This is a genomic window from Alkalibacterium putridalgicola (assembly GCF_040959045.1).
In the GTDB taxonomy this organism is placed as follows: Bacteria; Bacillota; Bacilli; order Lactobacillales; family Carnobacteriaceae_A; genus Alkalibacterium; species Alkalibacterium putridalgicola.
Genome location: NZ_CP162615.1, coordinates 218,239 through 236,983, shown reverse-complemented (window position 1 = coordinate 236,983; position 18,745 = coordinate 218,239). Strand labels below are relative to the sequence as shown.

The window sequence follows — 18,745 nt, the reverse complement described above, 5'->3', positions numbered from 1 at the left end:
TACTTCCTTTTTCTATATCAGTTCAATCTTTTTATATTTTCTGACTTTCGGGAAGGACGACCGTAAAGGTAGTTCCTCTTCCTTCATCACTCTCAACTCTAATATCCCCTTGATGTGCATCTATAATGCTTTTTACAACTGCCAGACCGATTCCTTGACCCTGCAGTTTACTGTTCCGTGAAGGTTCTACTTGATAAAAGCGCTCAAAAATGTAGTCTAACTTATCTTCTGGTATCCCCTTCCCGTTATCCTGAATCATTATTATAATTTCATTCTTGATGCGTTTGGATATTAAACTGATTTCCCCATCTTCGGGTGTGAATTTAACTGCATTGGCTAATAGATTTGTTATCACCTGTTCCAGCTTATTTCTATCCGCTTCAATCATTTCCGACTGTGCTTTTAGATTTAGAGTCACCTGCTTTTCATTAACCTGCGGTTCAAATGAGATGGAGATATTAGATAGCAGTTCTTTGATATCAAACGTTTCGAGATTCAATTGCTTATTTGTGTTTTCTGTATCGTCCAGCTGATCAATCAGCTGGACTAAATGAGCGAGACGTATGACCTGACGATTCAGGCTATTTAGCCGTTCAGGCGTGACCTCCCAGACACCGTCCAGCATGGCCTCAACATTCCCCTGCAGCGTAGTCAAAGGCGTCCTCACCTCATGAGCCAGATCCGAAACCATCTGATTCCGAATTCTTTTCTGCTCGGCTAACCGAGCGGCTAGAACATTGACGCTCTGCTGCAGCTGGAAGAGCTCGCTGATTTTTTCATCTTTGGTTTCAGCTTCTCCAATATCCCGTCCTTGAGCGATTTGCTGTGTCCGTTCGCTGGTCGCTGCAATTGGCCTGCTCAAACGTCTGGATATGAGGTAGGCCATAACCCCGGCAATAACAACAGTTAGCAGACCCATCAATGCAATCAAAAGGATCAGATCTTCAATGAACTCTTCTTCTTCAGAAGTATAGTCCTGAAAACCCGGGTAAGTGATAAATGCTGTCCCGATATTATTCTCACCTGAAAACAAGTCTACTTCTTCTTCAAACCAGTCTTCCCCAGGCAGCACTTCAATCATTTGCATGCCCCGCATATGCTGTCCCATCGGTGAGGACTGACTGATTATTTCATTACCGTCTGCATCCACGATCCGCACAAACATATGCGAATTCATGGCATTCTGAATAGCGCCAGAAAGTATTTCCCGGTCCCACTGACTTTCACCGTCATATGCTGTTTCGATGGTTTCGATGACTGTTTCTCTTTCATTTATAAAACGGTCACTCAAGTAATCCTCAAATCTGTTTTCAGTAAGTTGAAAGGTCAAAAAACTGAATAAAGAAATCATGAGTATACTTCCACTTAGAATATAAATGAATAAATGACTAAATAAGGTTCTCTTCATAATTCACTCCAAAACGGTAACCGCTGCCGTGTACAGTTTCAATATACATCGGTATTTTAGGGTCTCTCTCGATTTTTGCTCTCAAATTTTTTATATGGGAGTCGATCACTCTGTCCATTGCCGTGGCTTCCAGTCCTTTTACCTTTTCAAGCAATTGATCACGAGAAAAGACGTGACGCGGTTCTCTTGCCATGATCTCCAGAAGTTCAAATTCTGTGTGAGTTAATAACACATTGTCTCCATGCGCAACTACTTCCATTGTATTAGGGAAGATGACCAGATCACCTTTATTAAAAGTCAGTTTATCCTCATTATTGACTGTTTTCATCCTTCTCATTACTGTTACGATTCTGGCAAGCAGTTCTTTAGGACTAAAAGGCTTCGTGACGTAATCATCTGCCCCAAGTTTCAGTCCCTTGATAACGTCTGATTCATTCGATTTAGCGGTCAGCAAGATAATAGGTACATCCGACGATTCTCTAATTTTCTCGCAAATCTCCCAGCCAGTATAATCCGGCAGCATAATATCTAAGATGATAAAGTCAATGCTGTGATTATAAAATGTTTCAAATGCTTTTTCACCAGTAGATGCTATATAAACATCATGGCCGTCAGCATTTAAATAAGCCTGGACGATTTCCAGAATCGACTGCTCGTCATCAACAACTAATATGTTCATTCACCTGGTCTCCTTTATCCACTATTCATCAGAAAGAAATGTATCCGCAATACATTATACTGCACTGCTCTACTTCGATAAAAGTGCATCGATTTTTCGAAAGATTTCATCTGACGATGTTCCACTTATTCTAACTAATGTGTCTCTTCTTTTGTAGTAATCTAAAATCGGTCGGGTCTCGTTTAAGAAAACTTCAAAACGCTGTTCGATTACCTTTTCGGTGTCGTCTGTTCTTCCACGATTTATAAGCCGCTCTTTTAAGATATCCTTTGGAACATCCAGATAGAATACTCTCTGTTTTGTCTGGGTCATATCCTCCAAAGCTAATGACTGGTTTAAATTGCGAGGATAACCATCTAAGACAACCGAGCATTTATGCTGATGTTTGCTTATTTTTTGTTTAATAAGTGCGGTGATTATTCTATCCGGCACTAATTTCCCTGAAGATACATAACTTAAGACTTGTTTTCCAATTGCCGTCTCCTGTTTCATTTCGTTACGCAATATTTCCCCCGAGGATACAATGGGAAATTCATACTTGTTTTGAATGCGTTCTGCCACTGTCCCTTTACCCGATCCCGGGGCGCCAACTAAAATAATAATCATATCGAACTCCTTTTGTAAACTTATTATACATTGAATATTCCTGCAATAGAACCACCAGTAGTTTAATTTTTTACCGTAATACCGAAATCTCTTTGGATTTTATGATAATAGATTTAAAAAGAGCCGATATTTTTCATCAACTCTTTTTTCGTCTGCTTCTCTATAATTCAGCTACATATTCTATCAAACGAACAAGATTGGAAACAAAGCCATATTCACTGTCATACCATGAAACTGTTTTAATAAGTTGAGTATCTTTATTTTTTATAATATCCGTTAACGTGGCGTCAAATATTCATCCTGCAGAAGTACCAATAACGTCCGAAGATACAATCGGTTTTCAGAATATTCGAATGAAGAATTGGCGGCTTCGTTCATTGCTTTATTCACTTCTTCAATCATCACTTTCTTTTTAAGAGTAGTATAAAACTCCACTATTGCAGCATCAGGAAATGGCACTCGAGTTGCTGATCCATCGATACTGTTTTCTATAGAAGGAATGACCTTCCCGACCGCCTTGGGCGCCCGGTAGAAGTAGGAATAGCATTTATGGCTCCTACTCTACCCCGGCGCATATCCTTAGAGCCGGGGCTATCGTGTAATGACTGCGAAGGCGTGTATGCCTTAACCATCGTCATATAAACAGTTTCGATTCCAAGTTTATCATTCAGAACTTTTGTAACAGTCGCCAAATCATTTGATGAACACGAACCGAAAGAAAGGAGTTTGTCGTCTTGTGTAATGACATCCTCAATGACTCCTAAGACAATGATTTTCGTTTCCTTATCAGCCGGAGTCGTAAGTATAACTTTTTTCGCACCAGCTTTGATGTGTTCCTGCGAATTTTCAGCCGTTGCATTCACTCCCGTCGCTTCTATTACTATGTCGACCCCTAAAACTTCCTACAGTAAATTCCCTTCTTCTGATTCCTGATAGTAGTTGATTTCATGCCCATTTTATAACCAAAGTATTCTCCCGAACCTGGACATCATGCTTTAAACGTCCGTATGTTGTGTCAAATTCCATCAGTTAATCTAAGTTTTCAATATCACTTAAATCATTAACAGCCACAACTTCCAAATCTGAATCTGTATCTAACAATCTTCTCAGTACTGTTCTCCCAACGCGTCCAAATCCATTGACTGCGATTTTTGTAGACATTTTAATTCCTCCATTATTTTATTGTTATTATAATCTTATCTTGAACATTATGTTATTTACAATTATCTCCTACTCAATTTATTTTAGTAGAAATCTCCTTCTCCAAGCCTACCTGTTTTCCTACCTCTTTCTTTTTCGACAATAGACTTATGTCTCTTGTTTTTCTCTTTGTCAAAACGTAGCCAGTTATCAGTAAGATTTCAACCAATCCAAAAGCTAACAAAAAACTATGCATAAAGAACTCAGCCGGTAAAACCAGAATTATGGGATCTGTAGTAGGATTGAATAACCACGCATCATTGTTGAAAAATGACTGATGAAATAATAGAAATAAGCTATCAAAGCTAATCAGAATACCCACTATAACTGTTAAAGATAGAAAAATCCCATTTTTAAAATATATAAGCAAACTTTTGTATAAATTTCTGCTTTTTATATACCTCATAAAAAAATACGTCCCTGATCCCGCAGCAGCAAGAATAAGGTAATTAAACATGAATAATCTTTTCACTTCATAGAAATGAAACAGTCCCCTTTCGGAACTTGGAAAATCAGGCATTGCCAAATCTGTTATCCAAGGTATATTCAAGTAATCCAATAGTATTCGATAATTTAATATAATTTGTTCCTTAGATATGTTTACATAATCTGTGATGTTCAAATAATCAATATCAAACATATATAAAGGAGTAAAATTAATTGTAAAAGCTATTGATACGGACATAATGAACAGCGAAATCACGGTATATCCTAATGATTTTATAACTCTTTGCCTCAACATGATTTTCCTCACCTTTCCTTATGTCCAACTCTAGATTTCAGCTCATGTAATTCTTCTTTTAACTTTCTATTTTTTTCTTCTAGTATTTCTTTTTCTAATAAGTTATTATCAGCATCACTAACTTTTTTGTGAGAATGGCCCCCGTGCATACCAGGCATCAAATACATCATAAGCAAGTGACCAATAATCATAACAATGATAAATAGTATTATTTCCATGCATTCTTCTCCTTTGTTATCGACTGTATATAAAGTGGATTCCGTAATAGAATACTACTGATACAATAAAGCCTAACGCTATAATTCCATAGACCATTGCATTTTTCAATGTACCCGCTTCGCTGGTATATTCAATTTGATCATTATGCTTGTTTCGCATGAACATTAATGACAGCAAGCCTAAAACAATGATCAGTATACTCAGAACATGAGCAATACTCAATGACCCGATGACCAGCGGATTTGATCTGAAGAACTCTACAATAAACCTGTTGAAAGCAAAACCGATGACATATATGAAGAATAATTCGCCATCAAATTTGGCTGTTTGTCTTCTTCTCCATATGATCAGAAACAATATAAAGTTTAACGCTACTTCATAGAGCTGGGCCGGGTGCAGCAGTTCGCCACCTACCATGACTCCCCATGGCCAGTTTCTGCTCATCGGCACACCGAAAACGTCACAGCCGACACGGCCTATCGCCTGACCTAATATAACCCCTGGAACGATTGCATCTGCTGTTTTCCAGACAGCCATTTTCTTCTTTTTCATAAACCAGAATGCAAACGATCCGGCAACCAGAATGGCTCCTTGAATAGATAAGCCACCTTGAGTGATCCTGAACACAGCCATCGGATTTTCCATGTAATAAACTGGATCAAAAAATACTATGTATCCCAATCTCGCACCTAATATCCCAAATACAACGGTATACAGGCCTAAATCCATCAGCTTGTCTTTATCCAGCCGTTTACGTTCACCTTCTTTTTGAATAAGCAATAATCCAATAATCATACCCAGGGCACTGGTCACGCCCAATAAAGAAATACTAAAATATCCGATACTGAACAATTCTATCATATAAACCTTCTCCTATTCTATTTAAAAGAAACAAATACAACAGGATGAGTCATCGATCCTTGTTGTATTCGCACTTAACTTTTTCTATACTAATTGGAATTAAGGAAATTAAATCTCTTCATAAATTCTCTGTCTTCATTGTTATTTAACTCCCGCTCATCCCAGTCCATGATTCCTCTATTGAAGTTAAATGAATTATGCATCTCTTCCATCCAATCGAACATACCATTAAAGGAAAAGTCACTAAAACCTCTCATGTAATTTCTCATATCACCAAAAAATGACTCGGGATTCTCCGACCGATTCTCCTCGCTACTATCTAGATTTTCATCGCTAAATCCCCACATTCTATTGTGCCAGTTATTCCAGCTATCGGTTTCTGTATCGTAACTTTTATTAGTGTTGTTTTCACTGCCATTCTCATCTGGAATGCTGTTCTCTCTGTTTCGGAAAGAATTTCCATGCATGCCTTCCATATAATCCCATATTGTCTCATCACGATCGTCCCAATATGGATCTGGCGACTGTTCCTGATTCCCGTGGGCTGCAACATTGCTCAGTTCACTGTTATATAGACTAACACTAGATACTCCTCCAATAACCAGTAAACTTGCGATATATTTTTTTCCTTTTTTCATTTTCTCCACCTCTTCTTATTCTATACCTTTAGTATAAAAAAGAATTATGGAGAAAAAATGGAGATTGCAGTTTATATTATTTTTTTGTTTATTCACTGGTTAATTGTTCAAAAAAAGACGTCAGCGACTGTTCATCCACTGACGTCATAATTTTACACTGACACGTACTAAATTTTGAAATTACTAATTGATATAGTTCATCGGATCAACGGTTTCTCCATTTTTATAGACTTTGAAGTCCAGGTGCACGCCCGTTGAATCTCCAGTCGTCCCCATTATGCCGAGCTGTTGACCTTGTGACACTCGTTGACCACGCGCAACACTTAGATTAGGCTGCATATGCGAATACACTGATGTATAGCCATCACCGTGGTCTACCTTGACGTAATAGCCTAGAGCGCCATTATACCCGGCTGTAGTTACAGTACCGGCACGGGCAGCTATGATCGGGCCACTTCCTGCGATATCAACACCTGTATGGAATGTGCGATCGCCAAAAATCGGATGAGTTCGCCAGCCATAGGGTGACGATATTCTCCCTCTAGCGGGTCTTGTCCATCCATTACTTGTTGGAGCGACATTCGATGAAGCCTCAGTCGAACTTGCATTATTTGAAGACGTTGCAGCTTGTGGTTTATCGTTGGCTTTGGCGGCGGCAGCTGTTTTTGCCTCTGCCTTAGCTCTTGCTGCCGCTTCTGCTTTAGCCTTTGCTTCTGCTTCTCTCTGTGCTTTTTCCTGAGCGATACGGATCGCTTCTTGTCTAGCACGTTCTTCTTCAATGATGCGCTGTTTCTCAGCTTTCATTTCTTCATTTAATGTGCTGGTACGTTCTGCAAGGATCGCCTGTTCATTGATGAATGATTCTCTTTCTTCAGCATTCATCTCATATTTTTCTGCGATCTGAACGATTTTATCATCTAACTCAACACGCTGGTTGACTAAATTATTTCGGCTGACTTCCAGTTGAGCTTTAACTTTTTCCATCTCTTCCTGTTCAGCTTTAACTTGTTTTTCGTTTTCTTCTAAAGCATTCTGGTCAGCGATCTGTTCTCCCATAATATCCTGATTTGCAGTAACCAGTTTATTGACGACGTTGATGCGTCCAACTAAATCAGATAAGCTTTCCGCTGACATCAACAAGTCAACGATGTCTGAAGCGCTGGCGTTTGTCTGTACAGAACGTGCTTGTGATTCCAGTTGTTCATTACGGTTATCGATCTGCTGTTGCAGTTGAACGATTTCTTTCTGCAGACGTTCGATTTCTTCTTTGATGCGCTGGATTTCATTTTCCTGTTCATTGATTTCCAGAACTAGAGTATCGATATCTGCTTGAAGGGCGGTCACTTCTTTTTCCAGTTGAGCTTTTTCTTTTTCAAGTGATGCCATTTTTTCTTCACGGCTCTGGACCTCAGTACCTATTTTTTGTGATTCACTTTCCAGTTCCTGCTGCTGAATTTCCAGTTCTTCTAATTTTTGAGAGGCTTCAACCTCTATCGGCTGCATTAAAGGTCCTGCGAGAATTACTGATGCTATAAATGTTAAAATGTATTTTTTTTTCACGATATGTAGCTCCTTGTCCTTTGATATCTGTTTAGGTTGATAGTACATTTTTATATTTTCTTTACGGCTAAGTGATTTCTACTTTTTTCTTTGTCAAAAAATAGTATAGCATAAACACTGCCAAAGTTATGTTTTATTTGTATGACATATTTAACTTATATTTCAAAATAACTTTATTATCATCATAATCCAAGACATGTGTGGTGTACATGCAAAAGTAGCACGTGATTAGTTATCTGCTATAACCAAATATAAAGAAGCCACTAAGTATTGCTTGTGGCTTCTTTTATAATTTAACCTTTAATGCATGCTGTCCATACCTTTGAAATTATTACTTTGAGAAGATCCGCCTGTTCCATGCATATCCTTGTAATGCTCCCTAAGCTGCTGATTAGTTAACTCAGGATGCACTTCATTCAAATGCGGCTTCATTTGTCCGAAGTTGATAATCTCGTCTTCCATTAATCTTTCCATATCTTTAAAATCTTCCGCATCCATCACATCTGACATATGGTTATAACTGACATTGTTCTCTACACTGACTATGTCTTGGTTTGTCATATCTTCTTTAACAATATCTGAGAAACCCAGTCCACCTGAAAAAGCTAAAGCCCCTGCTAGAATTCCACTAATCATATTCATTTGATCCATCTCCTTATAGTTATCTCTTCTTGCTAGTTTAATAATAACCATTAGTTATGGATATTTTATGGATTTCTGACAACTTTTAAACAGATGCTGAAGAAGAGACTGTTATGGTTCTTGAACAGGAACCCCTAATCAAAAGCCACTATTTTTCCGCTATACAATAAGACTTGAAGCTAAGGAATAAATATGGACTCAACCACCTTTTCAGTTATTCGGCAATCAGATACTTCCATTTTCTAAAGCGATTAAAAAAGAGGAAGAAAACGTGGTCGTTTTCTTCCTCTTTCAGTCCTGTTCAATTGGTTTACTGACCAGCCTGTTGTCCCTTTAGTTTAAATAGTTCATCGGGTTGACAGCTTCTCCGCCTTTGCGGATTTCAAAGTGCAGGTGAACGCCTGTCGAACGTCCGGTCGTTCCCATGATTCCCAGCTGCTGCCCTTGTGAGACACTCTGACCAGCCGACACACTTAATCCTTTTTTCATGTGAGCATATAAGGTCGAGTAGCCATCGCCATGGTCAACGATGACTCGGTAACCATAGGTGTCAGAGTAAGAAGCTGCTTTTACTGTTCCAGCACGGGAGGCGACAACAGAACCGCCGCCTGCAATATCGATCCCGGCGTGGAAAGACCCTTGTTTACCCGTTACCGGATGGGTACGATAGCCAAAAGGTGACGTCATATTGCCGCTTGCCGGACGTGACCATCCACTGCTTTTTGACTCTTTCGCTCCTTCAGATGACGACGTTGAGACCTCCGCCTTTACTTCTACTTTCGCTTTCTCTTTTGCAGCTTTCTCTTCTGCTGCTTCCTTCTCTTCCTCAGCTTTCGCTTTCGCTTTTTCTTCTGCTTCTTTTTCTTTTTTGCGTTTTTCTTGAGCTAAACGCTCGGCTTCTTCTTTTTCTCGTTCTTCTTCGAGAATACGCTGCTGTTCGTTTTTCAGCTCTTCATTAAGACTGCTGGTTCGTTCAGCTATGATGGCCTGTTCGTTGACGAATGATTCTTTTTCATCATCCGCCATGTCATACTTTTCAGCGACCTTAACGATCCGGTCTTCCAGATCCGTACGCTGGCTGACGATGTCGTCTCGGCTGACTTCCAGTTCTGCTTCGGCGCTCTCAAGGTCTTCTTTCTGGCGTTTCACTTGCTCTTCAGCTCTATCCAGTGCCTTCTGATCGTTTATTTGTGCCAGTAAAGTATTCTGAGCAGAGGGAGCCAAACTGTTCACATCACCCATTTGTCCCACCGGATTTAACAGGTTCACGTTTTTTTTCTTGTCAGAACGTGATTTATTTACTAACTCTTCACTGCGCTGTTTGATTTGCTCTTTCAACTGAGTGATTTCTTCTTGAGCCTGTTCGATTTCTGTTCTGCCCTTTTCAAGGTCTGCTTCCTGACTGCTGATATCTATAACAAGGTCATCGATGGTTGCCTGAGTGTCTGAAATAATTACTTCCAGTTCTGCTTTTTCCTTTTCAAAAGATTTCTCTTCCTGACTCATGGCATCTTCTGAGTTTTGTGATGCATCCACTACTGTTAAACGTAACAAAGGTCCTGCCAGCACTAACGATGTCATTAATGATACAACAAATTTTTTGTTCAAAAGAAAGCTCCCCATTCTATAAAAGTCATATAAGTTAATTTTATGCTAATTTTTCTGTCTGTGTCGATATGAAACACTGTTATTCATACCTTTATTTTCTCCACTCGAATGAGTATAGCATAAAAATGGGTAAAACTTTATTTAGTTTCTGTAACAAAACAAACAATATATGTTACATGACTGTATCATCATGACAGTTAGTATATAAAAATCACTTTAAAACCCTTTTCTTACATCTTCTCCGATAAAATAAGGGGTACGTTTTCATAAAAAGGCTGATTCATCAGTATCCAGAAGAAACTGGATACTCTTTCCTTGTGAATTTTCAGCTTTCACTTCTCTGCTGGTTTCACCACGATCTTTCTTACAATGGTTGAGAAAAGATTCTCTTTCTGTTCGATCTTTAGACCAGCTTTATTGATATTTTCCAGTGTTTTCCTGTTGATGTTTGCTCCCCACGCATTGACCGCCAGCGGGTTAAAGAGATCCATCGCCTTGCCGACCGCTTCATTTTCACTGCGCATATGTTCCAGCATCAAAATCTTCCCATCCGGTTTGCAGACTCTGCCCAACTCTTTCAAGCCTTTCACAGGGTCCGGGACCGAGCAGAAAACGCAGGTGGTGACGACATAATCAAAGCCATCATCCGGAAAGTCCAGCTGCTGAATATCCATTTCTTTGAGTGTCACTGTATATGGCAAAGTCAGTGTATCCAGCTTCTTTCTGGCATGTTCAAGCATTTTCGGGCTGAAATCGATGCCGGTCAGTTCAATGCCTGCAGGATAATACGGCAGATTGGCACCTGTTCCGATCCCTGCTTCCAGAACCTTTCCTTCAACTTCCTGCAGCATATCCTTTCGCCAGCTGTCTTTCATCATCTTGTCCATCGAGTCATAGACACGTGATACCCGGTCATAACGCTTTTTAATTTTATCATTCAGGTTCTCTCCCATAAAAGGGCCCTCCTTCTGATTCGGTGTTTCTCTTACTCTTATTTAAATACAAAAAACGTCCAGTTACAAAGCATATGCCATAAGCCGAAACCTCTTCCCAGTTTCTCTTATCAAACCGAAAAGACATACACAACGAAATGAGTGATCATTAGCCGTTGAATACGTCTTTTAGATTTCCAGTTTACGTAACCAACGGTCGCCGCTTTATTCTGATCCTTTTTCAGCTGATCTGGAGAAGCCTTCAGAAGTCAGATAGAGTTTAAGATCCGCATCCATGGACTGAGCCAGTACAAGCTCGGCATTGACTTTATCTGTTTTATTATAATGGTCGACGGCTTTTTCCAGGCTCGTACCCCCCAGCTGTTTTCTGTCGATCAGACGTTTTTCAAGTCTGTCCAGTGTCGTATCGATAAAAATCGTATAATCAGCATACTCTTTCAATTTACGCCATCCTTCTTTATCCAGCAGCAGATAATTCCCTTCGATCAGAACGATATCCGCATCCACTTCGACCGTTTCTTCGGCGACATCATGACGTGTCCGGTCATACGTCGGCCACTCAATGGATTCCTGCTGTCTGAGCGCCTCTATTTTCTCTTTTAAGGTATTTAAGTCAAACGATTCGGGTATGCCCTTAAAATCCTTTAAACGCTCCTCATGGCCTTTTCTCGTAACAGTATGGCTTTCCAGATAAGCATTATAATGATGAAAGCCGTCCATGGCAACCGACTGAAAACTGAATAGATGATCCTGTTCTTTGTAAAGGTCTTCGAGAAACAAGGATAAGGTCGTTTTTCCCGCTCCCGGCGGTGCAGCCAGATAAACGATCACGCGGTCCTTTTTATCCAGTTTTAGTTTGACCAGCTTCTCCAGCAGTGGGATGAAGATATCAGTCACTTCTTTTTCTGAGAATGAAGCATCGATCATGTGGCCCGTGACGTTGTATTGTCTATGGATCATCGCTTACCCCTCCTTGTTGTATCCAGGAATTTCCTCTGTATCATAGTAGACAGTTTCCATACACAGGCCTGAAGGTGATAATGTCGGTCCGGCTGCTTCTCTGTCTTTGGCAGCAATGATTGCTTTTATCTCTTCCGGCTCACGTCGTCCGTCAGCGACCTGCAGCAGTGTTCCCATCAGGATTCGGATCATATTGTACAAAAAGCCGTTCCCTACGAAAGTAAACACCCACTCGTTCGTGTCTTCGTCCATTTTGACTGATGCCTGGTAGATGGTCCGGACTTTGTCTTTCTTGTCTGAATGAGTGGAGGCGAAACTTGTGAAGTCGTGTCTCCCGACCAGCTGGTTGAGCGCCTGCTCTACTTTTTCTATGGTCATCGGGTAGCGGTGATGATGGCTGTAGTGTCTCAAAAACGGGTCGCGAAACCGGTTGTTATCGACGCGATACGTATATTTTTTCCCTTTGGCCAGGTAACGTGCATGAAAGGAATCTTCCACACGTTCCATGTCCAGAATGGTGATTTCAGACGTCGTTCCGGAATTCATGCCTGTCATGAGTCCCACTGGATCGATTTCAAAAGGAAAATCAAAGTGAATGATCTGTCCTCTGGCATGGACGCCGGCATCTGTCCGCCCCGCACCGTGTACCCGGACTTTTTCTCCTTTGGCTATTTTAGTGAGTACTTTTTCCAGATCCCCCTGGACCGTTCGCTCGTCCGGCTGTATCTGGTAGCCGGAAAAGTGGGTGCCGTCGTATATGATTTTTGCCTTGTACCTCAAACCCGTCATCGCTATCTTCCTTTTCTGTTGACTGAAATTTCTTTTTCGTATGTATAGTACGTTCTTTCAGATAGGTAGGATTCGGCTGAAGCCGAATCCAGACCTTATTAGATCCTAGTTCATCTGAATATTAACTGAGCTCGTTTGAGAGCGCCTCATTGGCATTACTCACACTTATTCTGTGGTGAGTACGCTGAATGCGCCCTTCATTGGCATTACTCACGCTCATTCTGTGCTGAGTACGTCCAATGTGCCCTTCATTGGCATCACTCACGCTCATTCTGTCTGGAGCACGTCGAATCAGCGCCTCATTGGCATCACTCACGCTCATTCTGTGCTGAGTACGTTCAATGCACCCTTCATTGGCATCGCTCACGCTCATTCTGTGATGAGTACGTCCAATGCACCCTTCATTGGCATCGCTCGCGCTCATTCTGGGGTGAGTACGCTGAATGCGCGCCTCATTGGCATTACTCACGCTCATTCTGTGCTGAGTACGCTGAATGCGCCCTTCATTAGCATTACCCAAGCTCTTTCTGTCCCAAGTACGCTGAATGCGCGCCTCATTGGCAGTGCTCAGACTGTTTATATCCTGAGCACGTCCAATCCCCTTCATTGGCATTTCTCAAGCTGAATGATTAGGCGAGTATGCCTAATCAAGACCTTATCCCAATCAAGCTCTTCATCATGCGGATACTCGTCAGCAGACGAGTATCTCCCTTCCAATATATAGGAAAAAGGATAAAGATTCTCATCTTTATCCTTCCACATTATGTTCTTAATACAAATAATACACCGGAAAGTACAGCAAAAGCAATCATAACCGTTGTATCCCGGCCTTCCCAGGACAGTTTACGGAATTTCGTACGGCCTTCGCCGCCTTTGTAGCCTCGGGCTTCCATAGCAGTCGCAAGTTCTTCAGCCCGGTTGAAAGAGCTGACGAACAGCGGGATCAGCAGTGGAACGATCGATTTCATCTGTTCATAAATGTTGCCTTCACCAAAATCGATCCCCCGTGCACGCTGGGCGTTCATGATCTTCTCGGTCTCATCCATCAATGTCGGAACGAAACGTAAAGCGATCGACAGCATCAGCGCGATTTCATGCACCGGTACTTTAATAGCCGCAAATGGACGCAAAAGAAATTCTATCGCATCTGTCAGCGACAGCGGCATCGTTGTCAGTGTCAGGATCGTCGACATGAAAATGATGAGGACGAAACGGAAGAAGATGAAGACCCCGTTCAGTACGCCTTCCTGCGAGATGACGACCGGTCCGAATCGGAACCAGATCGTCTGTCCACTCGTAAAGAGGATCTGGAGGATGACCGTAAACAGGATCAGCCAGATGAGCGGTTTCACTCCATTGATAAAGAACTTCGGATTGATTTCAGAAAGTTTTACAGCTGTCAGCACGAAAGCGATCAGTACGACATAAGATAACCAGTTGTTCGCCAAAAAGATGATAATGATGAACCAGATAGCACCTAAAAGTTTCGTTCGCGGATCCAGTCTGTGGATCAGAGAATCACCGGGAATGTAGCGTCCGAAAATCAGTTTATCCATCATACAGATGCCCCCCCTCTAGTCGGGAGTTTCTCGATGATCTGTGCAGCCAGTTCATCCGTCGTCAGAGGCAGTGGATCGAATGTCCACTCGAACTTCTCTTCCAGTTCATGCGCGAATTTCACGGTAGACGGGACACCGAGCTGCATGCTTGCCAGCCAGCCGGCTTCTTTGAATATTTCTCTGGGATGGCCTTCTTTCATGACTGTCCCTTTTTCCAGCACGATCATGTGATCGGCATATTCAGCGACGTCATCCATTTGGTGCGTGACAAGTACGATCGTCAGGCCTTTGTTTTTATATAAACTGTGGAACATATTCATGACTTCTTTGCGTCCCTGCGGATCCAGACCGGCTGTCGGTTCATCTAAAACCAGCACCTCAGGCTCCAGAGCCAGGACGCCCGCGATCGCGACACGTCGCATCTGGCCGCCGGATAGATCGAAAGGCGAACGCTCCATGAAGGTCTCGTCCAGTCCTACTAACGGCAGCAGTTCGCGAGCTTTTTCAAGGCCTCCTTCTTCAGTCATGCCGAAGTTCTTGGGACCAAAGGCAATGTCTTTGCCGACGGTTTCTTCAAACAGCTGGGCTTCTGGAAACTGAAAAACGATCCCTACTTTTTTGCGTAGCGACTTCAGTCCTTTGTTATCAGACAGACTGGTGATGACACGGTCTCCGATAGTCACGGTGCCTTCTGTCGGTTTCTTCAAGGCATTCAGATGCTGAAGCACCGTCGACTTGCCGCTGCCGGTATGTCCGACGATCGCAGTAAATGACCCGTCCGTGATGGACAGGTCGATGTCGTAGATCGCTTTGCTTTCAAATGGTGTACCTTTTTGGTAAGTATACCCTACATCTTGGAAACGGATGTCCATAACCAGTCCACCATCCCTTCTTCTGTTAAATAATCATGCGGGACGTCGAGACCCTGCTTTTTCAGCGATGCCTTCAGACGCTCAGGGAAAGGCAGATCCAGCCCCATCTCGACGAGCTCTTCGCCGTATGAGAAGATCGTTTCAGGAGAGCCTTCCTGGATCATCTGTCCATCTCTCATCACTAAGATACGTGTCGCAGCAGCTGCTTCATCGATATCATGTGTGATCGACAGCACGGACAGGTTTTCTTCTTCCTTTACTTCCTTCACAGTACGCAGCACTTCTTCTCGTCCCTGAGGGTCCAGCATACTGGTTGCTTCATCAAGGATCATGATAGCGGGGCGCAGAGCCACGATACCGGCTATAGCTACACGCTGTTTCTGGCCACCGGAGAGGCGGGCAGGTTCGCGTTCGGCAAATTCCAGCATGTTGACTTTATCCAGTGCATTTCTGACACGTTCGATCATCTCATCCCGTGGAATGCCAAGATTTTCCAGACCGAATGCCACATCATCCTGAACCGTCGACCCGACAAACTGGTTATCGGGATTCTGAAATACCATCCCGACCATTTCACGGATGGACCAGACATTCTTCTCATTAAGCATCAGCCCGCCGACTTCGACCTTTCCGCTGTCCGGTTCGATCAGGCCATTGATGGTTTTTGCCAGCGTGGATTTTCCGGAACCATTGGGACCGATGATGGCGACCCATTCGCCCCGGTTCACAGAAAAAGAAACATCCTGTAAAGCAGGACGCTGATCTTCATCATCATATTTATAAGTTATATTATCTAAACGTATGATTTCAGTCATGATTTACCTCAACTTTTTTATTCAGTCTCAAGCCTTATTTTCACGTAATCATCAAGGTGTCTTGACAGTTACTCAACAGTACAAGATTACCAAAAACACCCTAGCATAACAATAGTAAAACGGCTTGTATCCCTTTACAATTATGAAACTTTTAGATTCAGACAGTCAGAAAAATTATGAATACATTCGAGCAGAAGTTCTATGTAATGAAAGGTCAAGCTAATAAAAAAACACTTTACGATATATGGTGTTTCTCCTGAGGACATCCCCAGGAGAAACTGAGCTAGACACTTGGAAAAAAACATTCCATCATCATAACGCTCATCATACATCCAAAAGTGGTTTTGGTTATAGTTTATTAAACTCTAATTATTCAGCGTCTTCATCGCTTGAAACTGCTGTTTTTTCTACTAATTCCAAAACAGCCATTGGAGCACCGTCACCACGACGAGGTCCCATTTTCAAGACACGAGTGTATCCTCCATTGCGTTCTGCAAAACGAGGAGCAATGTCGTTAAATAATTTTTGTAATACCGTTTGTACTACGATTTCGTCTTCAGTTTCTGATACAGTTGCCAGTTCGTTACGTACAAAAGCAGCAGCTTGACGACGAGCGTGTAAATCTCCACGTTTACCTAATGTGATCATTTTGTCTGCAATTGAAGAAACTTCTTTTGCACGAGTCACAGTTGTAATAATACGTTCGTTGATCAACAAATCAGATGTTAAATCACGAAGCATCGCTTTACGTTGAGAACTGACACGTCCTAATTTACGATAAGCCATTGGTCGAAATCCTCCCTTAACTACAAATTATTCTTCTTCGCGTAAGCCTAAATCAAGCTCGCCAAGTTTTAGTTTTACTTCTTCCAGTGATTTACGTCCAAGGTTGCGGACCTTCATCATTTCTGGTTCTGTTTTATTCGTTAATTCCTGAACAGTGTTTATTCCGGCACGTTTCAAGCAGTTATAAGAGCGCACAGACAGATCCAGCTCTTCGATTGTCATCTCAAGCATTTTTTCCATTTGTGTTTCTTCTTTTTCGACCATTATCTCTGCTTCACGCGCTTCTTCTGTCAGGTTAACAAAAATGTTCAAGTGTTCAGTCATGATTTTTGCGGCAAGACTGACACCGTCTTCTGGAGAAATCGATCCGTCTGTCCAGACGTCAAGCGTTAACTTGTCATATTGTTCTTTTTCTCCAACACGTGTATTTTCGACATGGTAATTCACACGGCTGATCGGGGTATATATCGAATCAACCGGCATAACACCAATCGGCATATCATCGTGTTTGTTGTGTTCAGCACGTACATAACCTCTGCCTTTTTGCGCTTCCATGCGAGCATGCAAGTGTCCGCCTTCAGAGACTGTACAAATATATAAATCAGGGTTCATTATTTCAACATCACTGTCGAAGATAATATCTGCCGCTGTAACAGTAGCTGGCCCTTCAATATCGATTTCAATGGTTTTTGTTTCTTCAGAATACAATTTAAGTGCGAGCTTTTTCAAGTTTAAAATGATGGCAGTGACGTCTTCAACCACACCATCAATCGCAGTGAATTCATGCAGAACACCATCGATCTGTAAAGTTGTGACGGCAGCACCTGGCAAAGATGACAAAAGAATTCGACGCAGGGAATTTCCTAGCGTTGTCCCGTAACCACGTTCAAGCGGTTCGACGACAAACTTACCGAATTTTCCATCTTCACTGATCTCAACTGTTTCTATTACCGGCTTTTCAATTTCGATCATATAATCCGTTTACCCCTTTCAAAACGTTAATCCACGCTATCCCAAAAACGATCTCGTTAATAGTATCTATTATACGCGACGACGTTTTGGAGGACGGCAACCGTTATGTGGTACCGGTGTTACGTCACGAATTGCAGTGACTTCTAATCCTGTAGCCTGTAGTGAACGGATCGCAGCTTCACGACCAGATCCAGGTCCTTTAACAGAAACCTCGACAGTCTTCATACCGTTTTCCATTCCGCCTTTAGCAGCAGCTTCAGCAGCCATTTGAGCAGCAAAAGGAGTTGATTTACGAGATCCTCTGAACCCTAGTGAGCCTGCAGAAGACCAGGAAATTGCATTCCCGTGTGCGTCTGTTATCATTACGATTGTATTGTTAAATGTTGAACGGATATGTGCTACTCCATGTTCAATATTCTTTTTCACTCTACGTTTACGATTACGAGCGGGTCTTTTTACTTTAGCCATTCGAAGATTGACCTCCTAACTTTAGGTAATTATTTTTTCTTGCCGGCAATAGCGACTGCTTTGCCTTTACGCGTACGCGCGTTGTTTTTCGTGTTTTGTCCACGTACTGGTAAACCACGACGGTGACGGATGCCACGGTATGATCCAATTTCGATTAAACGTTTGATGTTCTGACGAACTTCACGACGAAGATCTCCTTCGATTTTACGTTTATCTACTTCAGCACGGACTGCATCTAATTGATCGTTTGTTAATTCACGGACACGAGTTTCTTCTGGAACTCCTGCAGCTGCTAAAATTTCTTGAGCTGTAGTTTTACCGATTCCATAAATATAAGTTAATGAAATGACGATATGTTTGTCACGTGGAATATCTACACCTGCTATACGAGCCATGTCTATGCACCTC

General features: G+C 41.9%; 21 protein-coding genes and 2 pseudogenes. All 23 read right to left on the bottom strand.

Translation table 11 applies throughout. The features are described from left to right. Positions 1 to 31: 31 nt before the first annotated feature. Positions 32 to 1,408 (bottom strand): ATP-binding protein, encoded by a 1,377-nt coding sequence (locus AB4027_RS01280; protein WP_368645644.1) that lies wholly within the window; start codon positions 1,406 to 1,408, stop codon positions 32 to 34. Further along, positions 1,389 to 2,087 (bottom strand): response regulator transcription factor, encoded by a 699-nt coding sequence (locus tag AB4027_RS01275; RefSeq protein WP_072695689.1) that lies wholly within the window; start codon positions 2,085 to 2,087, stop codon positions 1,389 to 1,391. The genes AB4027_RS01280 and AB4027_RS01275 overlap by 20 nt, the downstream gene beginning before the upstream one ends. Before the next feature lie 69 nt (positions 2,088 to 2,156). After that, on the bottom strand, positions 2,157 to 2,693 hold the full coding sequence (locus tag AB4027_RS01270; RefSeq protein WP_368645643.1) for an adenylate kinase family protein: 537 nt from the start codon (positions 2,691 to 2,693) through the stop codon (positions 2,157 to 2,159). Between the two features lie 276 nt (positions 2,694 to 2,969). Beyond that, positions 2,970 to 3,325: pseudogene (locus AB4027_RS01265) on the bottom strand (hypothetical protein). A gap of 397 nt (positions 3,326 to 3,722) precedes the next feature. After that, positions 3,723 to 3,854, bottom strand: coding sequence for a glyceraldehyde 3-phosphate dehydrogenase NAD-binding domain-containing protein (locus tag AB4027_RS01260; RefSeq protein WP_245750960.1), 132 nt, complete (start codon positions 3,852 to 3,854; stop codon positions 3,723 to 3,725). Between the two features lie 166 nt (positions 3,855 to 4,020). Next, positions 4,021 to 4,632, bottom strand: a pseudogene (locus AB4027_RS01255) (TIGR01906 family membrane protein); the annotation flags it as partial. Positions 4,633 to 4,643: 11 nt separating this feature from the next. After that, a complete protein-coding gene (locus AB4027_RS01250; protein WP_368645642.1) occupies positions 4,644 to 4,853 on the bottom strand; it encodes an adhesion protein in 210 nt (69 codons plus the stop codon). Between the two features lie 16 nt (positions 4,854 to 4,869). Further along, a complete protein-coding gene (lgt, locus tag AB4027_RS01245; protein WP_368645641.1) occupies positions 4,870 to 5,715 on the bottom strand; it encodes a prolipoprotein diacylglyceryl transferase in 846 nt (281 codons plus the stop codon). A gap of 89 nt (positions 5,716 to 5,804) precedes the next feature. Continuing rightward, a complete protein-coding gene (locus tag AB4027_RS01240) occupies positions 5,805 to 6,353 on the bottom strand; it encodes a hypothetical protein (RefSeq protein WP_368645640.1) in 549 nt (182 codons plus the stop codon). Between the two features lie 183 nt (positions 6,354 to 6,536). After that, positions 6,537 to 7,913: a peptidoglycan DD-metalloendopeptidase family protein gene (locus tag AB4027_RS01235; RefSeq protein ID WP_368645639.1), complete on the bottom strand. Its 1,377-nt coding sequence runs from the start codon at positions 7,911 to 7,913 to the stop codon at positions 6,537 to 6,539. A gap of 300 nt (positions 7,914 to 8,213) precedes the next feature. Next, a complete protein-coding gene (locus AB4027_RS01230) occupies positions 8,214 to 8,555 on the bottom strand; it encodes a hypothetical protein (protein ID WP_091488915.1) in 342 nt (113 codons plus the stop codon). Positions 8,556 to 8,888: 333 nt separating this feature from the next. Then, positions 8,889 to 10,163 (bottom strand): peptidoglycan DD-metalloendopeptidase family protein, encoded by a 1,275-nt coding sequence (locus AB4027_RS01225; RefSeq protein WP_368645638.1) that lies wholly within the window; start codon positions 10,161 to 10,163, stop codon positions 8,889 to 8,891. Between the two features lie 332 nt (positions 10,164 to 10,495). After that, positions 10,496 to 11,116, bottom strand: coding sequence for a class I SAM-dependent methyltransferase (locus AB4027_RS01220; RefSeq protein WP_368645637.1), 621 nt, complete (start codon positions 11,114 to 11,116; stop codon positions 10,496 to 10,498). Positions 11,117 to 11,320: 204 nt separating this feature from the next. Further along, positions 11,321 to 12,076 (bottom strand): nucleoside/nucleotide kinase family protein, encoded by a 756-nt coding sequence (locus AB4027_RS01215; RefSeq protein ID WP_368645636.1) that lies wholly within the window; start codon positions 12,074 to 12,076, stop codon positions 11,321 to 11,323. 3 nt (positions 12,077 to 12,079) lie between these two features. Then, entirely contained in the window at positions 12,080 to 12,865 is a 786-nt protein-coding gene (gene truA, locus AB4027_RS01210; RefSeq protein ID WP_368645635.1) for a tRNA pseudouridine(38-40) synthase TruA, read from the bottom strand. A 121-nt stretch (positions 12,866 to 12,986) separates the two neighbouring features. After that, positions 12,987 to 13,472 carry a hypothetical protein gene (locus AB4027_RS01205; protein WP_368645634.1) on the bottom strand — a complete coding sequence of 162 codons (486 nt, stop codon included), beginning with the start codon at positions 13,470 to 13,472 and terminating at the stop codon, positions 12,987 to 12,989. Positions 13,473 to 13,626: 154 nt separating this feature from the next. Next, entirely contained in the window at positions 13,627 to 14,424 is a 798-nt protein-coding gene (locus AB4027_RS01200; RefSeq protein WP_091488905.1) for an energy-coupling factor transporter transmembrane protein EcfT, read from the bottom strand. Continuing rightward, positions 14,421 to 15,296, bottom strand: coding sequence for an energy-coupling factor ABC transporter ATP-binding protein (locus tag AB4027_RS01195; RefSeq protein WP_368645633.1), 876 nt, complete (start codon positions 15,294 to 15,296; stop codon positions 14,421 to 14,423). The genes AB4027_RS01200 and AB4027_RS01195 overlap by 4 nt, the downstream gene beginning before the upstream one ends. Further along, positions 15,272 to 16,111 carry an energy-coupling factor ABC transporter ATP-binding protein gene (locus tag AB4027_RS01190; RefSeq protein WP_368645632.1) on the bottom strand — a complete coding sequence of 280 codons (840 nt, stop codon included), beginning with the start codon at positions 16,109 to 16,111 and terminating at the stop codon, positions 15,272 to 15,274. Before AB4027_RS01190 ends, AB4027_RS01195 begins: the two co-directional genes overlap by 25 nt. A 369-nt stretch (positions 16,112 to 16,480) precedes the next feature. Further along, on the bottom strand, positions 16,481 to 16,897 hold the full coding sequence (gene rplQ / locus AB4027_RS01185; RefSeq protein WP_091488900.1) for a 50S ribosomal protein L17: 417 nt from the start codon (positions 16,895 to 16,897) through the stop codon (positions 16,481 to 16,483). Positions 16,898 to 16,924: 27 nt separating this feature from the next. Continuing rightward, positions 16,925 to 17,869 (bottom strand): DNA-directed RNA polymerase subunit alpha, encoded by a 945-nt coding sequence (locus tag AB4027_RS01180; protein WP_091488898.1) that lies wholly within the window; start codon positions 17,867 to 17,869, stop codon positions 16,925 to 16,927. 69 nt (positions 17,870 to 17,938) lie between these two features. Next, on the bottom strand, positions 17,939 to 18,337 hold the full coding sequence (rpsK, locus tag AB4027_RS01175) for a 30S ribosomal protein S11 (protein WP_091488897.1): 399 nt from the start codon (positions 18,335 to 18,337) through the stop codon (positions 17,939 to 17,941). Between the two features lie 29 nt (positions 18,338 to 18,366). Continuing rightward, positions 18,367 to 18,732, bottom strand: coding sequence for a 30S ribosomal protein S13 (gene rpsM, locus AB4027_RS01170; RefSeq protein WP_091488895.1), 366 nt, complete (start codon positions 18,730 to 18,732; stop codon positions 18,367 to 18,369). Between the last annotated feature and the right edge of the window lie 13 nt (positions 18,733 to 18,745).